This is a genomic window from Ureibacillus acetophenoni (assembly GCF_900220965.1).
Classification (GTDB): domain Bacteria; phylum Bacillota; class Bacilli; order Bacillales_A; family Planococcaceae; genus Ureibacillus; species Ureibacillus acetophenoni.
The window spans coordinates 1-18,080 of sequence record NZ_OBQC01000024.1; the positions used below are offsets into that span (position 1 = coordinate 1).

An 18,080-nucleotide genomic window follows, 5' to 3' on the forward strand; every position below is an offset into this window, starting at 1 on the left:
TAAATTGTATTATCCGGTATTAGCCCCGGTTTCCCGGAGTTATCCCAAACTATAGGGCAGGTTGCCCACGTGTTACTCACCCGTCCGCCGCTAACCTTTCAAAAGCAAGCTTTTAAAAGGTTCGCTCGACTTGCATGTATTAGGCACGCCGCCAGCGTTCGTCCTGAGCCAGGATCAAACTCTCCATAAAATGGTGAATTTGAGTTTAGCTCAAAATTCAAACTGGCATCAAAATTGATGTCCAAAATTTTGTTTCTATATAGTAGAAACGTTCAATTCATTAACGTTTTGTTGTTCAGTTTTCAAGGTTCATATTCGCCGCCCTTCAGCGACAACTTTTATAGTTTATCACAACCGAAGTGGTGAGTCAACTACTTTTTTAAAACTTTTTATTTCTTATCTTCCGTCGTTTTTGGCGACGCATATAAATATAACACCTATATTATAATAATGCAAGTGTTTTTCTGAAAAAGTTTTTCCAACTTTTCAGAGTAGCCATTTGTTATTTCCTAATAGCAATAGATAACATACGGTTAACTTATTTTATATTAATCTTCTCTAAATTTCAACTAATATTATTATATTATTTTCTATATTTATTTGAGATCGAATAATAATAAATAATTTCTTTTATTATTTAATTTTATGTTTAACATTTTCAAATTCACTTTTTCAGACTACCAAACATTATTATCTAGAGTAGTCTCAATTTATTCATAGTGCAATAAAGAATTATTAAGTTTCTCGCTTTAATATATTCTCATAATAAAAAGGAGTCGATTAGCTTTACAGTTTGTCGACTCCCTATTATTTAAATTAATAATTAATCTTTATGGCGCATAGTTGGGAATAATAATACGTCACGAATCGATTGAGCATTAGTTAGTAACATTACAAGACGGTCAATACCAATACCTAGACCACCTGTTGGAGGCATACCGTATTCTAATGCTTCAATAAAGTCATTATCCATTTCGTGCGCTTCATCATTACCCGCTTCTTTTTCAGCTAATTGCGCTTCAAATCGTTCTCTTTGATCAATTGGGTCATTTAACTCTGTAAATGCATTTGCATGTTCACGTCTTACGATGAATAACTCAAAGCGATCTGTGAAACGCGGATCCTCTGGGTTTTTCTTTGCAAGAGGTGAAATTTCTACTGGGTGTCCGTAAACAAATGTAGGTTGTACTAACGTTTCTTCTACCTTTTGTTCGAAGAATTCATTAATGATATGTCCAACTTCATGCATATCTTTAATTTCAACACCATGTTCTTTCGCTAGGGCTTGTGCTTGTTCTTTTGTCATTGGCTGCCAGAAGTCTACACCTGTTGCTTCTTTAACAGCATCAACCATGTGCACTCGTTTCCAGCCTGTTGTTAGATTGATTTCATCTTCACCGTATTTAACAGTTGTAGTACCTAATACTTCTTGTGCGACATGGGCAATTAAATTTTCAGTTAATGCCATAATGTCACGGTAGTCAGCATATGCTTCATATAGTTCAATCATAGTGAACTCTGGGTTATGACGAGTGGAGATCCCTTCATTACGGAATACACGGCCAATTTCATATACTTTTTCAAGACCACCAACAATTAAACGTTTTAAGTGAAGTTCAATTGCAATACGCATGTAAAGTTCCATATCTAATGCATTATGGTGTGTAATAAACGGACGAGCAGAAGCACCACCAGCAATTGAGTGTAACATTGGTGTTTCAACTTCTAGATAACCATGATTATCTAAATAGTTACGAATAGCACGTATAATTTTCGAACGAGTAATAAATGTTTGTTTACTCTCTGCATTTGTCATTAAGTCTAAGTAACGTTGACGATAGCGTTGTTCGATATCTTGTAAACCATGGAATTTCTCTGGCATTGGACGTAGTGATTTTGTTAGGAATGTGAATTCTTCTGCTTTAACAGAAAGTTCTCCAACATTCGTTTTAAAGACATTACCACGAACTCCGACGATATCTCCTAAATCAGCAGAATTAAATAAATCATACGCTTCATCACCAACATGGTCTTTTCGTACGTAAATTTGCATTTGTCCGCCTAAGTCTTGAATGTGGGCAAATCCAGCTTTACCTTTCCCACGTTTTGTCATAATTCGTCCAGCTATTACAACTTCATGTGTTTGTTCTTCTAATTGTTCTTTTGTAAACCCATCATATTGTTCTTTGATTTCTGTTGTAAGATGGGTACGCTCAAAACGGCTACCAAATGGATCTAAACCATTTTCACGTATATCACTCATCTTTTGGCGTCTCACCAAAAGTTGGTCATTTAATTCTTCAATGTTTGACACGTAAATCACTCCTTTATTTACTGTTTCGCACGACTTTACGTTTGTCCATAATGTACCTATTGTACACAATATTTGGTTAGGATTCATCTGTTTCATGCGATTTTCTATTTTGCAAACGAATAGTTTTAGTTTTCTGAAATCTAATCATTTAACATTATCGTCTATATTGTATTAGAATTATGCTGAACTATCCAAATTGAAACCTAGAAAGGAGTAAAATATTATGTATAGAACAATTAACGATTTTATTCAAGATTGGGAAAATAGCTGTCGTGGTACACTAGCTGTTTTCGAGGCGATTACTGATGATAAGAAAGGTTTTGAAATTGTTGAGGGGCATAACTCCCTAGAATGGTTAAGTTGGCATTTAACAACAGCAACTGCATACTTTATGGGGCAAGTGCAACTATCTTTAGATGTGGAATTAAATCCTGCAGCTACACCTGAAAAAATGCAAGAAATTATTAATACTTATAAAATCGCTAGTGAACAAGTTGTAAAGACTGTTAAAGAAAAGTTAACAGATGAATCACTATCTACAAATGTTGATAGTCATGGTCGACCAACTCCAATTGGCGCCCTATTACGTGCAATGGTAGATCACCAAACACATCACCGCGCACAAATGCAAGTATTACTAAGACAAGCAGGACTTAACGTTCCAAGTGTAATGGGACCAACTAAAGAAGCTTTAGCAAAGTAAAATGAAAGAGGGCATCCAAGATACGTAACATGGATGCCCTTTTCTATATTAAATCGCTTCTACTTGCTCTTTTTCTCCTAATTGCTCAACTACATTATTTAATAAAACTCGCAAATCTGCAGCTGTTTCAATTTGATTAATCGAATTACGTACCTTTCCGTTCCCACGAATACCTTTTAAATACCATGAAGCATGTTTTCGCATTTCACGAACAGCAACCTTTTCACCTTTCAGTGCCATCAATCGTTCAAAATGCAACTGACAGATGTCCATTTTTTCGCGCACAGTCGGTTCAGGTTTTAATTCGCCCGTTTCTAAATAATGCACCGTACGGTAAATCATCCAAGGGTCGCCTAGCGCCGCTCGACCGATCATAACAGCGTCAACACCCGTTTCGTCTATCATACGTTTTGCATCTTGCGGAGTTTCAACATCCCCGTTACCGATGAATGGAATGTTAATGTTTTTCTTAACTTCCCTTAAAATATCCCAGTTCGCCTTACCTTCATACATTTGCACACGTGTACGACCATGCATCGCAATTGCAGAAGCTCCCGCGCGTTCTGCTGCTTGTGCGTTTTCTACTGCAAAGATATGTTCTTCATCCCAACCAATTCGCATCTTAACACTTACCGGTTTTTCTACAGCATCAACTACAGCTGACACCATTTCATAAATTTTGTTCGGGTCAAGTAACCATTTAGCTCCTGCTTCGCATTTAATAATTTTATTTACAGGACAACCCATATTAATGTCGATAATACTTGCATTAGTATTTTGATCAACAAATTTGGCTGCTTCTACTAACGTTTCTTTTTCCCCACCAAAGATTTGTAGCGAAAGCGGATATTCACGTTCATCTATATATAACATATCTAATGTTTTTTGATTACGTTGGATTAGTCCTTTATCGCTTATCATTTCGGCATATACTAATCCAGCTCCGAATTCTTTTACGGTTAATCGGAAAGCGGAATTACATACACCAGCCATTGGTGCTAACACAACACGGTTATCCATGACGATATCGCCTATTTGGAATGGCTTTTCTTGTGTTGTCAAAACTGTTTCCTCCTCTTGAAAGCTTTCGCCCTTTTTATCTATATCGAACAATGAAAGTAATTCTCTTTATATAAGTTTAATAGAATTAACTACTTTTCTATCTTTAAAAAATCCTGAACGCTTTTTGTTCCTTTCCATTTAGAAATGCCCTCTTCGTTTAAATTCATACGAGTAAGACCCTCTCTTGCCAACTGTAATTGGGGAGTTACATACTCTTTTGCAATCTCTAGTAAAGGCACTAGTACAAAAGCACGTTCAAACATTCTTGGATGTGGAACAATTAAGTTCTCAACTTCAATATTTTCGTTATTAAATAGTAATATGTCAAGGTCAATAATACGAGGACCCCATCTAATTTTACGAACACGTCCTAGTTCATTTTCAATTGATTGGCAAACATTTAATGTTTCTTGAGCCGAAAATGATGTTTCAATCAGTAAGGCAATATTTAAAAAAGAAGGCTGATTCACATATCCAACTGGTGCAGTTTCATATATTGAAGATATTGCTTTAATATCAATTCCTTCCCTATCATTTAACATATTAACGGCAAGTTTTAAGTTGTATTCCCTATCACCAATATTAGTACCTAGTGAAAGATAAACTTTATTCATAAAAACGACCTCTCGTAATTTCAACTGCAACTTCTCTATAGTGTCCCGGAATCGGTGGATCTGGTTTGATAATTTCAACTTTCACACCTAATACCTGACCTTGATAACTTTCTAAAATTTTTGTTGCTACAGTCTCTGCTACTGCCTCAATTAATTTATACGGTTTTCCTTCGATCACTTCTTTACATAGATCGTAAACACCGACATAACTTACCGTATCATCAAGTTCATCTGTTAAACCTGCTTTATGAATATCAACAGCTAATGAAACAGTTGCTCTAAAACGTTGTCCAAGTACATTCTCTTCTTTTAAAACACCGTGATATCCATAAAACTGCATATCTCGTAAATGAATATAGTCCATAAAAATCCTCTTTCTTCTTTTAATGTCTGGAAGGTAATTCATCTTTCACTTCAAATTTACCTACTAATGCATCGATCATTTTTACTGTGCGAGCTACCTCTTTCACATCATGGACCCTCACGATATGACAGCCTTTCATCACACCATAAGCACAAGTTGCGGCTGTACCTTCTACTCGTTCATCAATTGGTACATTTAAGATGGTACCAATCATTCGTTTTCTGGAAGTAGCTAATAATACTGGATAGCCAAAATCAACTAACTCGTCTAGACGTTGCATTGTTTCAATACTTTGGTTTAAGTTTTTTACAAATCCAATTCCAGGATCTAAAATGATATGTTCATCTGGTACGCCTGCCTGTTTAGCAATAGCTATACTTTCATTAAGATCTGATAAATAGTCTTCAAAATAGTTCACATAAGGTTTATCTTCTCTATTATGCATTAAAATAATCGGCACATTTAACTCTGCCGCAACCTTTGCAATGAACGGATCCTTTTTCGCACCCCAAATATCATTAATAATGTGGGCACCCGCTTCAATTGCAGCACGTGCTACAGCTGATTTATACGTATCAATGGAAATAATGGCGGGAACCTCTTTTAATAAAGCTTGAATAATTGGAACAACTCGTGAAATTTCTTCTTCATCCGATATACGTGTATATCCTGGTCGAGTCGATTCCCCACCAACATCAATAATTTTCGCACCTTCAGCAACCATTTTTTTCGCATGTTCAATTGCAGTTTCAATGGAGTTGTATTGACCACCGTCCGAAAAAGAATCTGGTGTTACATTTAAAATCCCCATTACAAATGTCTCTTTTGTATAATCTAGTTCGATATTATTTAGAGTGATTGGTTTTGTATATTTTGATAGCATCAACATTCGCCTTTCCTAACTGTCTTTAATATTTCCTCTATGTATGCCTGATGTAGACGTTGATATATTGTACCATCTCTACCTAAGAACTTTATGTTTCCTATGTTTGATATAGGGATTAGCTCTTCAACTGAGTTCGCAACAAAGCATTCATACGCTTCTTCTAAATCTTTTTTTATAAATAAATCTTCCACTACTCGATAGCCCATCTGTATGGCAGTATTTATAACCCATTGTCTAATTACGCTGGGACTTACACCTAAAGACAACGATGGTGTAAATAGTGTTCCCTCTTTTGCAAAGAAGATAGTAGATGTCAAACCTTCAGTAATTATTCCTCTTTCCGTTATTAGTAATCCTTCTATATGTTCTGGGTCACTTATTTCTAAGCTTCCTAAGTATTTATTTTCATTTATAGAAAAACCATTACTTACTTCGAGCCATTTAGCTGACTTTTCTACTCCCCGTTTCCTGGGGAATAATTCGGTTCGAATAATCATTACATTCGGGTGATTGTATGTTTCTTGAAATTGTAAAGGTGGATGGGCATTTCCTGCTGAAACACTCAGTAGAAATATATTATTTTTATCCTGATCTTTACTTGATAATTCCTTAATGACCTGGTAAACATCCATAACTGAATGAGGCATCTTAATATGAAATTGATTCAATTTCTTTATTAACTGATTGTAGTGTTCTTGAAATAAAATAACCTGTCCTTTATAAGTACGGAATTTTTCAAAGAAAGTGAATCCATATAAATATCCATGGTCCAAAGGAGAAATTCCACATTCCGAATCATTAATATATTTCCCATTCATCCAAAGAATCATTTACACGCCAGCCTTTCAAAGTAAACTTAATTACTACGAAGATAGCATACTTGCTTAAATGATACATAATAAAAAAGACAAAATCCCTATGTAAAGAGATTTTGTCTATTAATAACTAATTAGTCTTCAAAGTTATATAATGCAGTTGATAAATAACGCTCACCATTAGAAGGAACGATTGCTAAAACATTCGAACCTTTACCAAGGCGTTTAGCTGTTTCAATTGCTGCATGGATTGCTGCACCAGAAGAAATACCTACTAAAATACCTTCTTCACGGCCAGTTTTACGTGCAACTTCGAATGCTGTTTCATTATCTACAGTGAAAACAGACGTGTAAACTTCTGTATTTAAAACTTTTGGAACGAATCCAGCACCAATACCTTGGATTTTGTGAGAACCAGATTTACCTTCTGAAAGTACTGGAGAATCTTTTGGTTCAACTGCAATGATTTCAATTTCAGGATATTTTTCTTTTAATACTTGACCAGCACCTGTAATTGTACCACCAGTACCAATACCTGATACAAATGCATCTAATTTCACACCATCAAAGGCTTCAACAATTTCAGGGCCAGTTGTTAAACGGTGAATTTCAGCGTTCGCGTCATTTTCAAATTGCTGTGGCATAAAGTAGCCATTTTCGTCGGCTAATTCTTTTGCTTTAGCAATAGCACCTTTCATGCCTTCAGGACCTGGAGTTAACACTAACTCTGCTCCATAAGCACGTAATAATTTACGACGTTCAATACTCATTGTCTCAGGCATTACTAAAATAGCACGGTACCCTTTTGCTGCAGCTACCATCGCTAAACCAATACCAGTGTTACCTGAAGTCGGTTCAATAATAGTTCCACCAGCTTTTAAAACGCCTTTTTTCTCTGCATCTTCAACCATTGCTAATGCAATACGATCTTTTACTGAACTTCCTGGATTGAAGAACTCTAATTTTACATATACCGTACCTTCGTTTTCAGTTGTTGCATGGTTAAGTTTAACGATTGGTGTACGACCAACTAATTCTGTAACTGAACTTGCAATTTTACTCATGACATTTCCTCCCTTTTTATAATCCCTACTATATTTATATGTTTTATATAGTTAGTATATTACCTAAAACAAATATTGTCAATAAAAAGACCTACAAAATTTGTCAATTCATTTGTAGGTCTTCCAGAACTATTTTAAATAATAGGTTGTTACATTAAATTCTTCCCAAAACATTTCTGTTGATACGTTAGTAGGTAATTGTTCCATTGCCAATTCCGTTTTAATATGATCTTTTACTTCCTCAAACTTAAAGGATTTCCCTTCAATAATTTCAGAAACTAAAAGTAGGCCGTAATTCCCATTACTAAGGGCGATTGGCTCACTAATTTCATCAGCCTTTAAATCCTGGACTTCTCTTTGGATACTTGAGTCTATGTTTGATTGACTAGCAGTAATATATCCAATATTTCCACCTAAACTTGATGAAGATGTATCTATGGAACGTTCTCTTGCAAGTAATGAGAAGTCTGAACCATTTTTCAACTCATTTTGAACCTGTAATGCTTCATCTAATGAGCCGACAACAATAATGCTTGTCCGATATGTAGTTGGTGTATTATATAGAGATCTATTTTCCTCATAAACCTCTTGAATGATAGAATCTTCAATGACAATATCTTTCGTTAATACCTTTTCTAAAATGAGCTGTGCTCGTATTTTTTGACGAGTTTGTTGTTCATCAAATATTTTTAAAGAGGTATCTAAATCTTTTGTAGAACTCATTAATGCTATTTCTAGGTCAATCTCTCCATCGGTTACCGTAATGTCATATTCTTTAGCAGCTCTTTCCATTACAGCATCATTTACCATAGAGTGTAACGTCTCTTTTCCGTATTGGCTTTCCATTGTGGCCATCCATTGTTGACGAGTAATTTCTTCCCCATCAACGGTAGCGACAATTTCGTCGCCACCATTGCCACCTGTTCCAATTCCTAAAATCCAGAGAATAAACCAAAAGATATTTCCGACAAGTAGTATAAACATAACGATTAACGTAGGCTTTGTTTTTAAGCGACGTTTTGAAATGGGCGTTTTATTTTCCATAGTTGTAGGTCTATGTTGCGTCTGAGTACTAGTGCTCCTGTATTTCATTGATGAAACCTTTTAATTCTGATTCATCAAAATTATATTTTTCTAAACAAAAATGACATTCTGCCTCAGCCCCGCCATCTTCGTCTATCATCTCTTGAATCTCACCTACGCCCAAACTCATAATTGCTGCTCCAAAACGTTCTTTTGAACATTGACATTTAAATTCTAATGGCATTGAATTTAATACTTTCACTTGTTCTTTTCCTAATACAGCTTCTAAAATTTCCTCTGGTGTCAAACCTTTTTCAATCATTTTTGAAACTGGTTCAATAGATGATAATTGTTTTTCAATTTTTGTAATTACTTCATCGTCACAACCAGGCATTAATTGAACAATAAATCCACCTGAAGCTAAAACAGTGTTATCTGGATTTACTAAAACTCCTAATCCTACAGAGGAAGGTACTTGTTCAGAAACAGCAAAATAATATGTAAAATCTTCTGCAATTTCTCCTGAAACAATTGGTGTTTGGCCCGAGAACATGTCACGTAAACCTAAATCTTTTACGACTGTTAAAGCACCTTCAGTTCCAACCGCACGACGAACATCTAGTTTGCCAATATCATTTAACTCGAAGTGAACATGAGGATTCGTAACAAAGCCTCGCACTTCTCCTTTTGCATTTGAATCCACAATAATAGGACCAATTGGACCATTACCTTCAATTTTTACTGTTATTTTATCGTCACCTTTAAGCATAGCACCCATAATTACGCCACCAGTAATAGAACGGCCTAACGCAGCAGTTGCAGTTGGCCAAGTATTATGACGTCTTTGTGCTTCGCCTACAGTTTCTGTTGTTCTAGCAGCAAAAGCTCGTACTTTTCCATCATAAGCTAATGCTCTTACTAAATAATCACTCATTTTTGAATTCCTCATTTCTATTGATTTCTTTTATATAAAATATACAGACCTTTTAATGTTAGTAGAGGATCAACAATATCAATCACTTTTGTTTCATATCCAAATAACTTTGAAAGGCCACCTGTTGCAATAACAATCGGTTCTTCCTTACTTTGCTCGATTATGCGGTTAACAATTCCCTCAACTTGTCCTATAAATCCATAAAAAATGCCCGATTGCATAGCAGTGACTGTGTTTTTCCCAATAACATTCGTTGGTTTTAATAATTCAATACGTGGTAGTTTGGATGCTTCATTAAATAATGCTTCTAACGAAATAGTAATGCCTGGTGTAATTGCTCCACCTATATAATTGCCTTTTTCATCAATGTAACAATACGTAATAGCCGTCCCAAAATCTACAATAATAATTGGTCTACCACCATACTCAGTAATTGCTGCAACCGCATTTACAATTCGATCAGATCCAACTTGTCTCGGGTTCTCATATTTAATATTCAAACCAGTTTTTACTCCGGGACCAACTATAAGAGGATTTATTTTAAGATATTTGCGGCACATTTCTTGTAAAGAATACATAATTGATGGAACTACAGAGGAAATAATGACTCCTTCTATATCTTCAAATTTCATATTTTCATGTATGAAAAACATCTTTACTTGCATGGCGTATTCGTCTTCTGTTTTATGCAAATTTGTTTCCATGCGCCAATGATATAAAAGATGATTATCTCGGTATACTCCTAAATCAATTGTTGAATTTCCAGCATCTAATACTAGAATCATCTCTTTCACATCCGTTATGAATTATAAGAACACTTTATTGAAATATTACCATAGTTACTAAATAGTTGGTTAATCTTAAACATCGCTAATATTTTAATTAAAAACTTTGCTCCACCATAATTGATATACGACATATTAAAAATTATGTGCAAATACACATAATTACGGTTATGTCGTATGTAGATTCCGCTCAAAAGCGAATTCGACTTATTCATTTATAAGTATTAATTGAAACATTGTATTAAAAACAATGAGTATTACCAATGAAAAAGCTGATTGTCTACTAAGAGTAAACAATCAGCTCATTTTTATTTATTTGTATCGTCTTGAATTCCTCTATTTTGGTCTGCTGAACCTTCTTTTGGTAGGTCAGAAGTCGTTGGATCAGAAGAACGACGACCAATTTCACTTTCTAAAGAGGTAGAACCAGATGTTTCAATAATTGCATCATTTGATTCACCAGTTTCAGGAGTTTGTTTTGACTTTTCAGCCTCTTCCCCATCAACTTTTGAGTAGTCTACTCGTTCAGGAAGTTTTCCATGATCTCTTAAATGTTCAATTTGCTGAGCATCTAAAGTTTCTACTTCTAACAATGTTTCAGCAATTAAAGTTAATAAATCACGTTTTTCTGTAAGGATTTGTTTTGTACGTTCATACTGTTCAACGATAATGGATTGCATTTCTTTATCAATTTCATATGCAATAGAGTCTGAGTAATTTTGTTCAGAATTAAAGTCACGTCCTAAGAACACATTGCCACCTTGGCTACTTCCAAACTGCATTGGACCTAATTTGTCACTCATACCGTACTCAGTTACCATTGAACGAGCAATACTTGTAGCACGTTGGAAGTCGTTATGAGCACCTGTAGACACTTCACCAAACGTAATATCTTCCGCTACACGTCCACCAAGTAAACCAGCAATTTTGTCTAACAACTCTGGTTTTGTCATGAAATATCGGTCTTCCTTAGGTAACATTACCGCATAACCACCAGCTTGCCCACGCGGTACAATCGTTACCTTGTGTACTTTTTCAGCTTGATCTAAAGTTAAACCGACAACAACATGTCCCGCTTCATGGAACGCAACAATGTTTCTTTCTTTTTCAGAGATGACACGGCTTGTTTTTGCTGGACCTGCAATTACGCGGTCACTTGCTTCATCAAGATCTCCCATGTCGATTTTCTTTTTATTGCGACGAGTTGCAACAAGGGCAGCCTCGTTTAGTAAGTTTTCTAAATCCGCACCAGAAAAGCCTGGTGTACGTTGTGCAATTGCTTTTAAATCTACATCTTCACGTAAAGGTTTGTTACGTGCATGAACTTTTAGAATCGCTTCACGACCCTTTACATCTGGGCGACCAACTGTAATTTGTCGGTCAAAACGACCAGGACGAAGTAAAGCAGGGTCTAATATATCTGGGCGGTTAGTAGCGGCGATAATGATAATTCCTTCATTTACACCGAAACCATCCATCTCAACTAGTAATTGGTTTAATGTTTGTTCACGTTCATCGTGACCTCCACCTAAACCAGCTCCACGTTGACGACCAACCGCATCAATCTCATCAATAAAGATAATACATGGTGCATTTTTCTTTGCATTTTCAAATAAGTCTCGAACACGACTTGCTCCGACACCGACAAACATTTCTACGAAGTCAGAACCTGAAATAGAGAAGAATGGTACACCAGCTTCACCCGCAACAGCTCGAGCAAGTAAAGTTTTACCTGTACCTGGAGGACCAACTAGTAAAATACCCTTTGGAATACGCGCTCCCATTTCGGTAAATTTACGATGATCTTTTAGGAAATCAACAACTTCAACAAGTTCTTGTTTCTCTTCATCAGCTCCAGCAACGTCAACAAAGCGTACTTTTTTCTTTTCAGAATCGTATAATTTCGCTTTGCTTTTACCAAAGTTCATCACCTTATTACCGCCACCTTGAGATTGACTCAATAGGAAGAAGAATAAAATGATAATAATGATAAATGGAATAATCCCTGTAAAGAATTGAACCCATCCGCTAGTTTCAGGGGCAGGTAGCCATTCAATTTTAGGATTATTTTCTCTCGCTTCGTTAATTTTGTCTTGTATTCCTTGGTTATCTTGAGGGAAGTTTACAGTAAATGTTTGCCCTTCTTCATAACCTACAAGTTTACCTTGAACTACATACACCAAATTATCAGGTTGTATCGTTGCTTCTGTGATCTTACCTGTTTCTAATGCGTTTAAAAACTCATGATAAGTTAACTTTTCAGATGGAGCTTTTCCTCCATTGAATGTTCCAAAAATACCGATTATCACGAGAAAAATTAATAAATAAAATATGGTGTATCGAAATATTCGATTCATCCCCAGCCTCCTCACAACATAACAGAAAAACTATAAGTAAAATCTTAACATATCATGATTTCATCATACAACGAAAAGCCCTGCCAAAAAAACTTTTTCCAAAATTTTGTCGAAATGTTTACATAAAACATTTAGAATGAGTAAACTTCTCGTTTTAAAATACCAATATATGGTAAGTTTCTGTATTTTTCTGCGTAATCTAATCCATATCCTACTACAAAGCCATCTGGAACTTGGAAACCGACAATATCAGCTGATAAGTCAACTTTTCTACCAGATGGTTTATCTAAAAGCGTTACAATTTTAATGGATTTTGCTTTACGGTATTTAAATAAATCAACTAAATAGCTAAGCGTTAACCCACTATCAATAATATCTTCAATAATAATTACGTCGCGTCCTTCAACGCTTGTATTTAAATCCTTTAAAATCTTAACTTCTCCAGAAGAAACTGTTGCATTTCCATAACTAGAAACATCCATGAAATCAATTTCAATATATGAATCATAACGTTTCATTAAATCTGTCATAAAAGGTGTAGCACCTTTTAGTACACCAACAGCAAGTGGGAATTGGTCCTTATACTCTTCTGTTAATTGCTTACCAATCTCTTTAATTCTTTCTTGAATTTGCTCTTCCGTAATCATTATTTTTTCTATATCTTGCTGAATCATCTACGTTCCTCCTGTAGTAACTATCAATTATTAAGTTAAAAAATTGTAAGTCCATAATATAACATTGTACGCTCTTTCGCTAACAGCTTGCATATTTTCTTAACCTAATTGAATATTTTTTTACCATATATATTATTGTACTCGATAACAATTTTAATATCATCTTGAGCGTGTTGAATTTTTGAAATATTTTGGTTCTCACGAATACCAATCACTGCCATAATATTGTCATCGGCATCAACAAGTAATGGCCAATGATCACGGTCCTTTAAAGGTACTTTTTCATCTATAAAAAGACGCGATAATCTCTTTGGACTTTCCATTCCCTTTAAATGAATTCGATCTCCATCTTTTCTAGTTCGAACGCAAAATGGTGCTTTAAAATTATTGGAGCTACAATAATATTCTAAACAACAATCTAATCTCTTGGACTTTGTTACATTAGAGGCGTCTCCTATGTATACACAAATGCCACTTTCTAAATCATTCCACTCATTAAAATGGAGTAATTTTACTGAGTGTATATTAACGTCTTCCATCTTTTCAAACAATATTTCACTATATTTTCTATGTGCAACTAATTGGTTTGGAAGATGGACTGTTGAATTACCTTGCTGAGTATTACTTAAGTTTTGGATAGAACGAACGATAGTCTCGCTATTAGAAAATTCAGAATTATTATATAGATAGTTTAATAGTATTAAAATGATTCTTCTTTGTAAAGAAACAGGTTCTTTTTTTAAGGAAGGAATATCTAGTAAAAAACTATCATCTCCAACTTTAGTTACCACTTGGGGAAATTCCCCTTTGGCCAATGTGAAAAGATAATCATCATCTTCTTGCAATTGCTGAGCAAGTTGAACAGCATTTTTGGGAACATGAATATTCTCATTTTTCATTAGCGGAATAATATTATGTCTAAAGCGATTTCGTGTGTAATCATCTTTTGCATTACTACTATCTTCTCTATAGGTACCTCCTTTACTTTCTAAATATTCCCTAATTTCATCTTTTGTAACCGATAAAAATGGACGTACAATTGTCCCAAAAGTAAAGTTGCGCATGGCATACATTCCTTTTAGACCAGACAATGACCCTGTTTTAGTTATCGACATAAGGATAGATTCTAACTGGTCATCTGCATGGTGAGCAGTTACGAGCTTTTGAATAGAGTTTTCTTCCATTACCTTAGCAAAATATCCATATCTTTCTCGACGACAAACAGCTTGTGAATTCCCTCCCTCTTCTTCTAACAATTTTGGAATAGGGATCGATGTACTAAATACAGTTATCCCATTATCTTTACAAAAATTCTCAACAAATATTCGATCCTCTAATGACACCTTACCTCTTAGCATATGATCCACATGGGCAACAAAAATCTCAATTTCAATTTTTTTTCTTATATCCATTAAGTAATGGAGTAATCCCATTGAATCAATTCCTCCAGAACAACCTATGAGAAGACGGTCTCCCTTTTGAATTAACTCATGTTGGTCAATAAATGTATGCACTTTTTGGTCAAATGAAACCATCTTCTCACCCCACACTTAAACTTTTTATGATACGACTTTCTGATTTGGCTTAAAAACTGACCATTGTGGTACAACATGTCCAACATTAAATACCATTATTGTACAATCGTCATCTACATCGTATCTTTGCTGATATTGTTCCATTAAATCGTATAACATAATATCTATTGGTATTTCATTTTCAATATTATTTTTTAATATTTCAACAAAGTATTGTTCTTGCTCATCCCAATCATGATCACCAGAGAATAGACCGTCAGAAACCATAACAACATAGTCATCTGCAAGTATTTTAACCTTCTCTGTCTCAATGGAGAATACTGGCATAAATCCAACTGGAGCTGCTGCACCTTCGACTTTAATTAAACGGTTACCACGTAATATATACGTAGACATACTACCAGCTTTCCATGACCACAAATCACCTTTTTGTAAATCAACTAATGCAAAGTCTATTGTTGCATACATATCTACTTCACGGTTAAGTGACATGACATAGTGCAGTGTGTGCATTGCAGTCTCTGGATTCATATTATAACTTAAACAATCTCTCATTAATCGTACTAAACGTCGACTTTCTCGTTGCGCTTCTCTACTTTGTCCCATTCCATCTGAAAGCATAACTGCTACTAAACCAGGATGAATGTGGAACACTGCATGTGTATCTCCAGATACCCACGAATCCTTTGCTTTACTGTATATATCATAATCTATTTGGTAACGAACTGCCGAACGGAACCTAATTTGTAAATGAGCAAATGGTTGTTTTTGATCTAGTATTTTTTCAACCTGGAAAGGCTCTTCAAATACTTCATAAAGAATTGGAAGAAGAATTCTTTCACAGAGCATATGTTGTTCTTCAACAGTTTTATGCCTTTTTGCAATAGAACAAACAATTACACGCTCTCCCACCGTATTATTTAAAATATCTATCTGGAAACATTGTACATAGGCCGTTCTTAGCTTTTGATACAATTCATCTTCTATCGTCTTAAAAGTTAATGTTTCACTTTCCATTTCTTGCATTAATTTGTTTAGGTGATTGCTTAAATCCTTAAGTTGTAATGCAATCATTTTCTTTCCGTGGTAAAACTCCCCGTTAATTTTATCGTTATATAATTGATAATCCAATTCTTCCAATAACTTTGTAGATTTCACACATTTTAATTTAATTTTTTCTTCAGCCATTGTTTGTTCTGCAACTTTAACCCCAGACTTTGCTACAAACCAATTTTCAATAAGTTCTTCCATTCCATTATTTTTACTACCCCAACAGCGATCATAGCGGAAACAACTCATACACGTTTGACTCGGTTCTATTTTTCTCATAGTTTTAATTGTTTCAGTTGATGTAAACCGATCAAAAACGAGCTCCTTTAAGAAAACTACGAAATTTTGAAACGTTTCCAATTTTGCTTTTGTATTTGCAGTAACCCATTCTTGACGTTGTAGAAGTACCTCATCACGCTTTGGATGGATAATATCTTGTAAAAAGTCAAAAACAGTTTGAGGAATTGCAAAAAATGCGATACCCGCCACTAAAATTGAAACAAAATATACGGTATCTATAGGTAATGTTGTGTCGTAAAAGAAAAAGAAAATGCTAGGTACAATACTTCCAATTACAACTCCTGATCGACCTAATCCAGTAAATAATCCTGCTACCACTCCAGTCAATCCATATACTGCAATGATTCCTGTAAAAGATAGTTCAGATATTCCTACTAGAGTACCTACAATAATTGCGATAGTTGCTGAGATGGGTACCCCACCAGCATAAGCAGCTATAAGAATTCCAAGGTGCATGACAAATGGTGCTAAGCCAAAATAGGAGACTACAATTGAATTCATTCCCGTTAGTGCCATAGCTAAAATGACTAATCCTGCACCAACACGTTCATAATTCCAACCTTTTGTCCAAAATTGGTGTGGTTGAACAAAAAATAGTTGTACAAAAATCGTCATAAAGAACGCTAAAACTACTTCGTAATAAATGTAAAGTTGAATGATGAAAGGTGGAAAACCGAAATGTAACGTTGTTTGCCACACAAATTGTCCAATCAGTATAGCTAACGCTACGGCGAAACTTGTCGGCAACTTCCAATAACGAAAACGGGTAAACAATTCATACAATATTAGTTGTAAGCCTAATATTAACACTTGTCCTAACCCTAAAGTGACAGCACCAACGATCCCCCCAATTAAAACCCACATCTTTTCGTTTTCGTATCGTTGTCTAACGATGGCCCAAAGTGGTAATAAAAATGGGACTGCTGCACCAAACATGACGGTCTGTGATAGAAACAAAGCTAGTAAAAAGAAGAATAAATGTATAATAAGACTAATCTTTTTAATAGAGAAGCCGTCTTTGATCCCGTTTAATAATGCCTTTTCTGAAACTGTTTCGATGTTTGCCATTATCTTCATCCCCTTCTAATAGTTTCGAACCATTATATAAAATATTTCTTGGAAAATTTGTCTAGTGGTGAAGGAAATAAAGAAAAGTGTTCGACGAAATAATAGATAACCCTACATTCTAAAAATAAATGTCGTTTTATCGACATCAATGAAGCTATCTTTTAAGTCTTCGTCGTATAAGCTATGATAGTAGATGGGAATCCATAATTGTCTGGAGGATGGACGATGTTTGATAAATATTGGAAGTTAGCATTATCGATTTTTATTGGTGCACTTCTAATTGTAGTTGGTTCTGTTGCGCCAATTCATTTTATTTTACAATTGATTGCACTAATAGCTGGACTTATCATTACGGTGATAAATCTTATAGCTCTAACGAAACGTCTACTATAGTTTGGAAGGACTGTACATACACTTTTAAAAAATAGTTTTTATACAAAATAGAGTAGGGTGACCATTTTCATGGCCACCCCCTCATCAAACCGTACGTGCCCTATTAAGGCATACGGCTTACCAATGTGTTTAATTGAAT

The 18,080-nt window shown here is 35.0% G+C and carries 16 protein-coding genes and 1 rRNA gene; 2 read left to right on the plus strand and 15 right to left on the minus strand.

The genetic code is table 11. The annotated features are described in order from the left end of the window. Together CRO45_RS19100 and lysS are read right to left on the minus strand one after the other, a co-directional pair. Positions 1 to 190, minus strand: a 16S ribosomal RNA gene (locus CRO45_RS19100); the annotation flags it as partial. 633 nt (positions 191 to 823) lie between these two features. Continuing rightward, a complete protein-coding gene (gene lysS, locus CRO45_RS19105) occupies positions 824 to 2,323 on the minus strand; it encodes a lysine--tRNA ligase (protein WP_170949567.1) in 1,500 nt (499 codons plus the stop codon). Positions 2,324 to 2,537: 214 nt separating this feature from the next. On the opposite strand from lysS, the gene CRO45_RS19110 reads away from it, so the two are divergent. Further along, the gene (locus tag CRO45_RS19110; protein ID WP_097151229.1) at positions 2,538 to 3,017 is read left to right on the plus strand and encodes a DinB family protein; all 480 of its coding nucleotides are present in this window, start codon (positions 2,538 to 2,540) and stop codon (positions 3,015 to 3,017) included. 48 nt (positions 3,018 to 3,065) lie between these two features. Here CRO45_RS19110 and dusB read toward each other — a convergent pair whose 3' ends face one another. The 13 genes from dusB to CRO45_RS19175 all read right to left on the minus strand — a co-directional run bounded on the left by dusB (position 3,066) and on the right by CRO45_RS19175 (position 17,548). Next, positions 3,066 to 4,079: a tRNA dihydrouridine synthase DusB gene (gene dusB / locus CRO45_RS19115; RefSeq protein ID WP_268878140.1), complete on the minus strand. Its 1,014-nt coding sequence runs from the start codon at positions 4,077 to 4,079 to the stop codon at positions 3,066 to 3,068. Between the two features lie 89 nt (positions 4,080 to 4,168). Next, a complete protein-coding gene (gene folK / locus CRO45_RS19120; protein WP_097151230.1) occupies positions 4,169 to 4,693 on the minus strand; it encodes a 2-amino-4-hydroxy-6-hydroxymethyldihydropteridine diphosphokinase in 525 nt (174 codons plus the stop codon). Further along, positions 4,686 to 5,057: a dihydroneopterin aldolase gene (gene folB, locus CRO45_RS19125; protein ID WP_097151231.1), complete on the minus strand. Its 372-nt coding sequence runs from the start codon at positions 5,055 to 5,057 to the stop codon at positions 4,686 to 4,688. Before folB ends, folK begins: the two co-directional genes overlap by 8 nt. Before the next feature lie 19 nt (positions 5,058 to 5,076). Further along, positions 5,077 to 5,940 (minus strand): dihydropteroate synthase, encoded by an 864-nt coding sequence (folP, locus tag CRO45_RS19130; protein ID WP_097151232.1) that lies wholly within the window; start codon positions 5,938 to 5,940, stop codon positions 5,077 to 5,079. After that, entirely contained in the window at positions 5,940 to 6,773 is an 834-nt protein-coding gene (locus CRO45_RS19135) for an aminotransferase class IV (protein WP_097151233.1), read from the minus strand. Before CRO45_RS19135 ends, folP begins: the two co-directional genes overlap by 1 nt. Before the next feature lie 119 nt (positions 6,774 to 6,892). Beyond that, entirely contained in the window at positions 6,893 to 7,822 is a 930-nt protein-coding gene (gene cysK / locus CRO45_RS19140) for a cysteine synthase A (RefSeq protein WP_097151234.1), read from the minus strand. A gap of 129 nt (positions 7,823 to 7,951) precedes the next feature. Further along, positions 7,952 to 8,914 carry a peptidyl-prolyl cis-trans isomerase gene (locus tag CRO45_RS19145; RefSeq protein WP_235864678.1) on the minus strand — a complete coding sequence of 321 codons (963 nt, stop codon included), beginning with the start codon at positions 8,912 to 8,914 and terminating at the stop codon, positions 7,952 to 7,954. Beyond that, positions 8,895 to 9,779, minus strand: a complete 885-nt coding sequence (gene hslO / locus CRO45_RS19150; RefSeq protein WP_097151236.1) for an Hsp33 family molecular chaperone HslO — start codon at positions 9,777 to 9,779, stop codon at positions 8,895 to 8,897. The genes CRO45_RS19145 and hslO overlap by 20 nt, the downstream gene beginning before the upstream one ends. A gap of 17 nt (positions 9,780 to 9,796) precedes the next feature. Next, positions 9,797 to 10,564, minus strand: a complete 768-nt coding sequence (locus tag CRO45_RS19155) for a type III pantothenate kinase (RefSeq protein WP_097151237.1) — start codon at positions 10,562 to 10,564, stop codon at positions 9,797 to 9,799. A gap of 308 nt (positions 10,565 to 10,872) precedes the next feature. Next, complete coding sequence (gene ftsH / locus CRO45_RS19160; protein ID WP_097151238.1) at positions 10,873 to 12,921, minus strand: ATP-dependent zinc metalloprotease FtsH; 2,049 nt, start codon at positions 12,919 to 12,921, stop codon at positions 10,873 to 10,875. Between the two features lie 131 nt (positions 12,922 to 13,052). Further along, positions 13,053 to 13,595 carry a hypoxanthine phosphoribosyltransferase gene (gene hpt, locus CRO45_RS19165; RefSeq protein ID WP_097151239.1) on the minus strand — a complete coding sequence of 181 codons (543 nt, stop codon included), beginning with the start codon at positions 13,593 to 13,595 and terminating at the stop codon, positions 13,053 to 13,055. A 104-nt stretch (positions 13,596 to 13,699) separates the two neighbouring features. Then, positions 13,700 to 15,130, minus strand: a complete 1,431-nt coding sequence (tilS, locus tag CRO45_RS19170) for a tRNA lysidine(34) synthetase TilS (RefSeq protein WP_097151240.1) — start codon at positions 15,128 to 15,130, stop codon at positions 13,700 to 13,702. Positions 15,131 to 15,154: 24 nt separating this feature from the next. After that, positions 15,155 to 17,548, minus strand: a complete 2,394-nt coding sequence (locus tag CRO45_RS19175) for a SpoIIE family protein phosphatase (RefSeq protein WP_097151241.1) — start codon at positions 17,546 to 17,548, stop codon at positions 15,155 to 15,157. A 225-nt stretch (positions 17,549 to 17,773) separates the two neighbouring features. Between CRO45_RS19175 and CRO45_RS20185 the strand changes: the two genes are divergently transcribed. After that, positions 17,774 to 17,941 carry a hypothetical protein gene (locus CRO45_RS20185; RefSeq protein ID WP_170949566.1) on the plus strand — a complete coding sequence of 56 codons (168 nt, stop codon included), beginning with the start codon at positions 17,774 to 17,776 and terminating at the stop codon, positions 17,939 to 17,941. Positions 17,942 to 18,080: the final 139 nt, after the last annotated feature.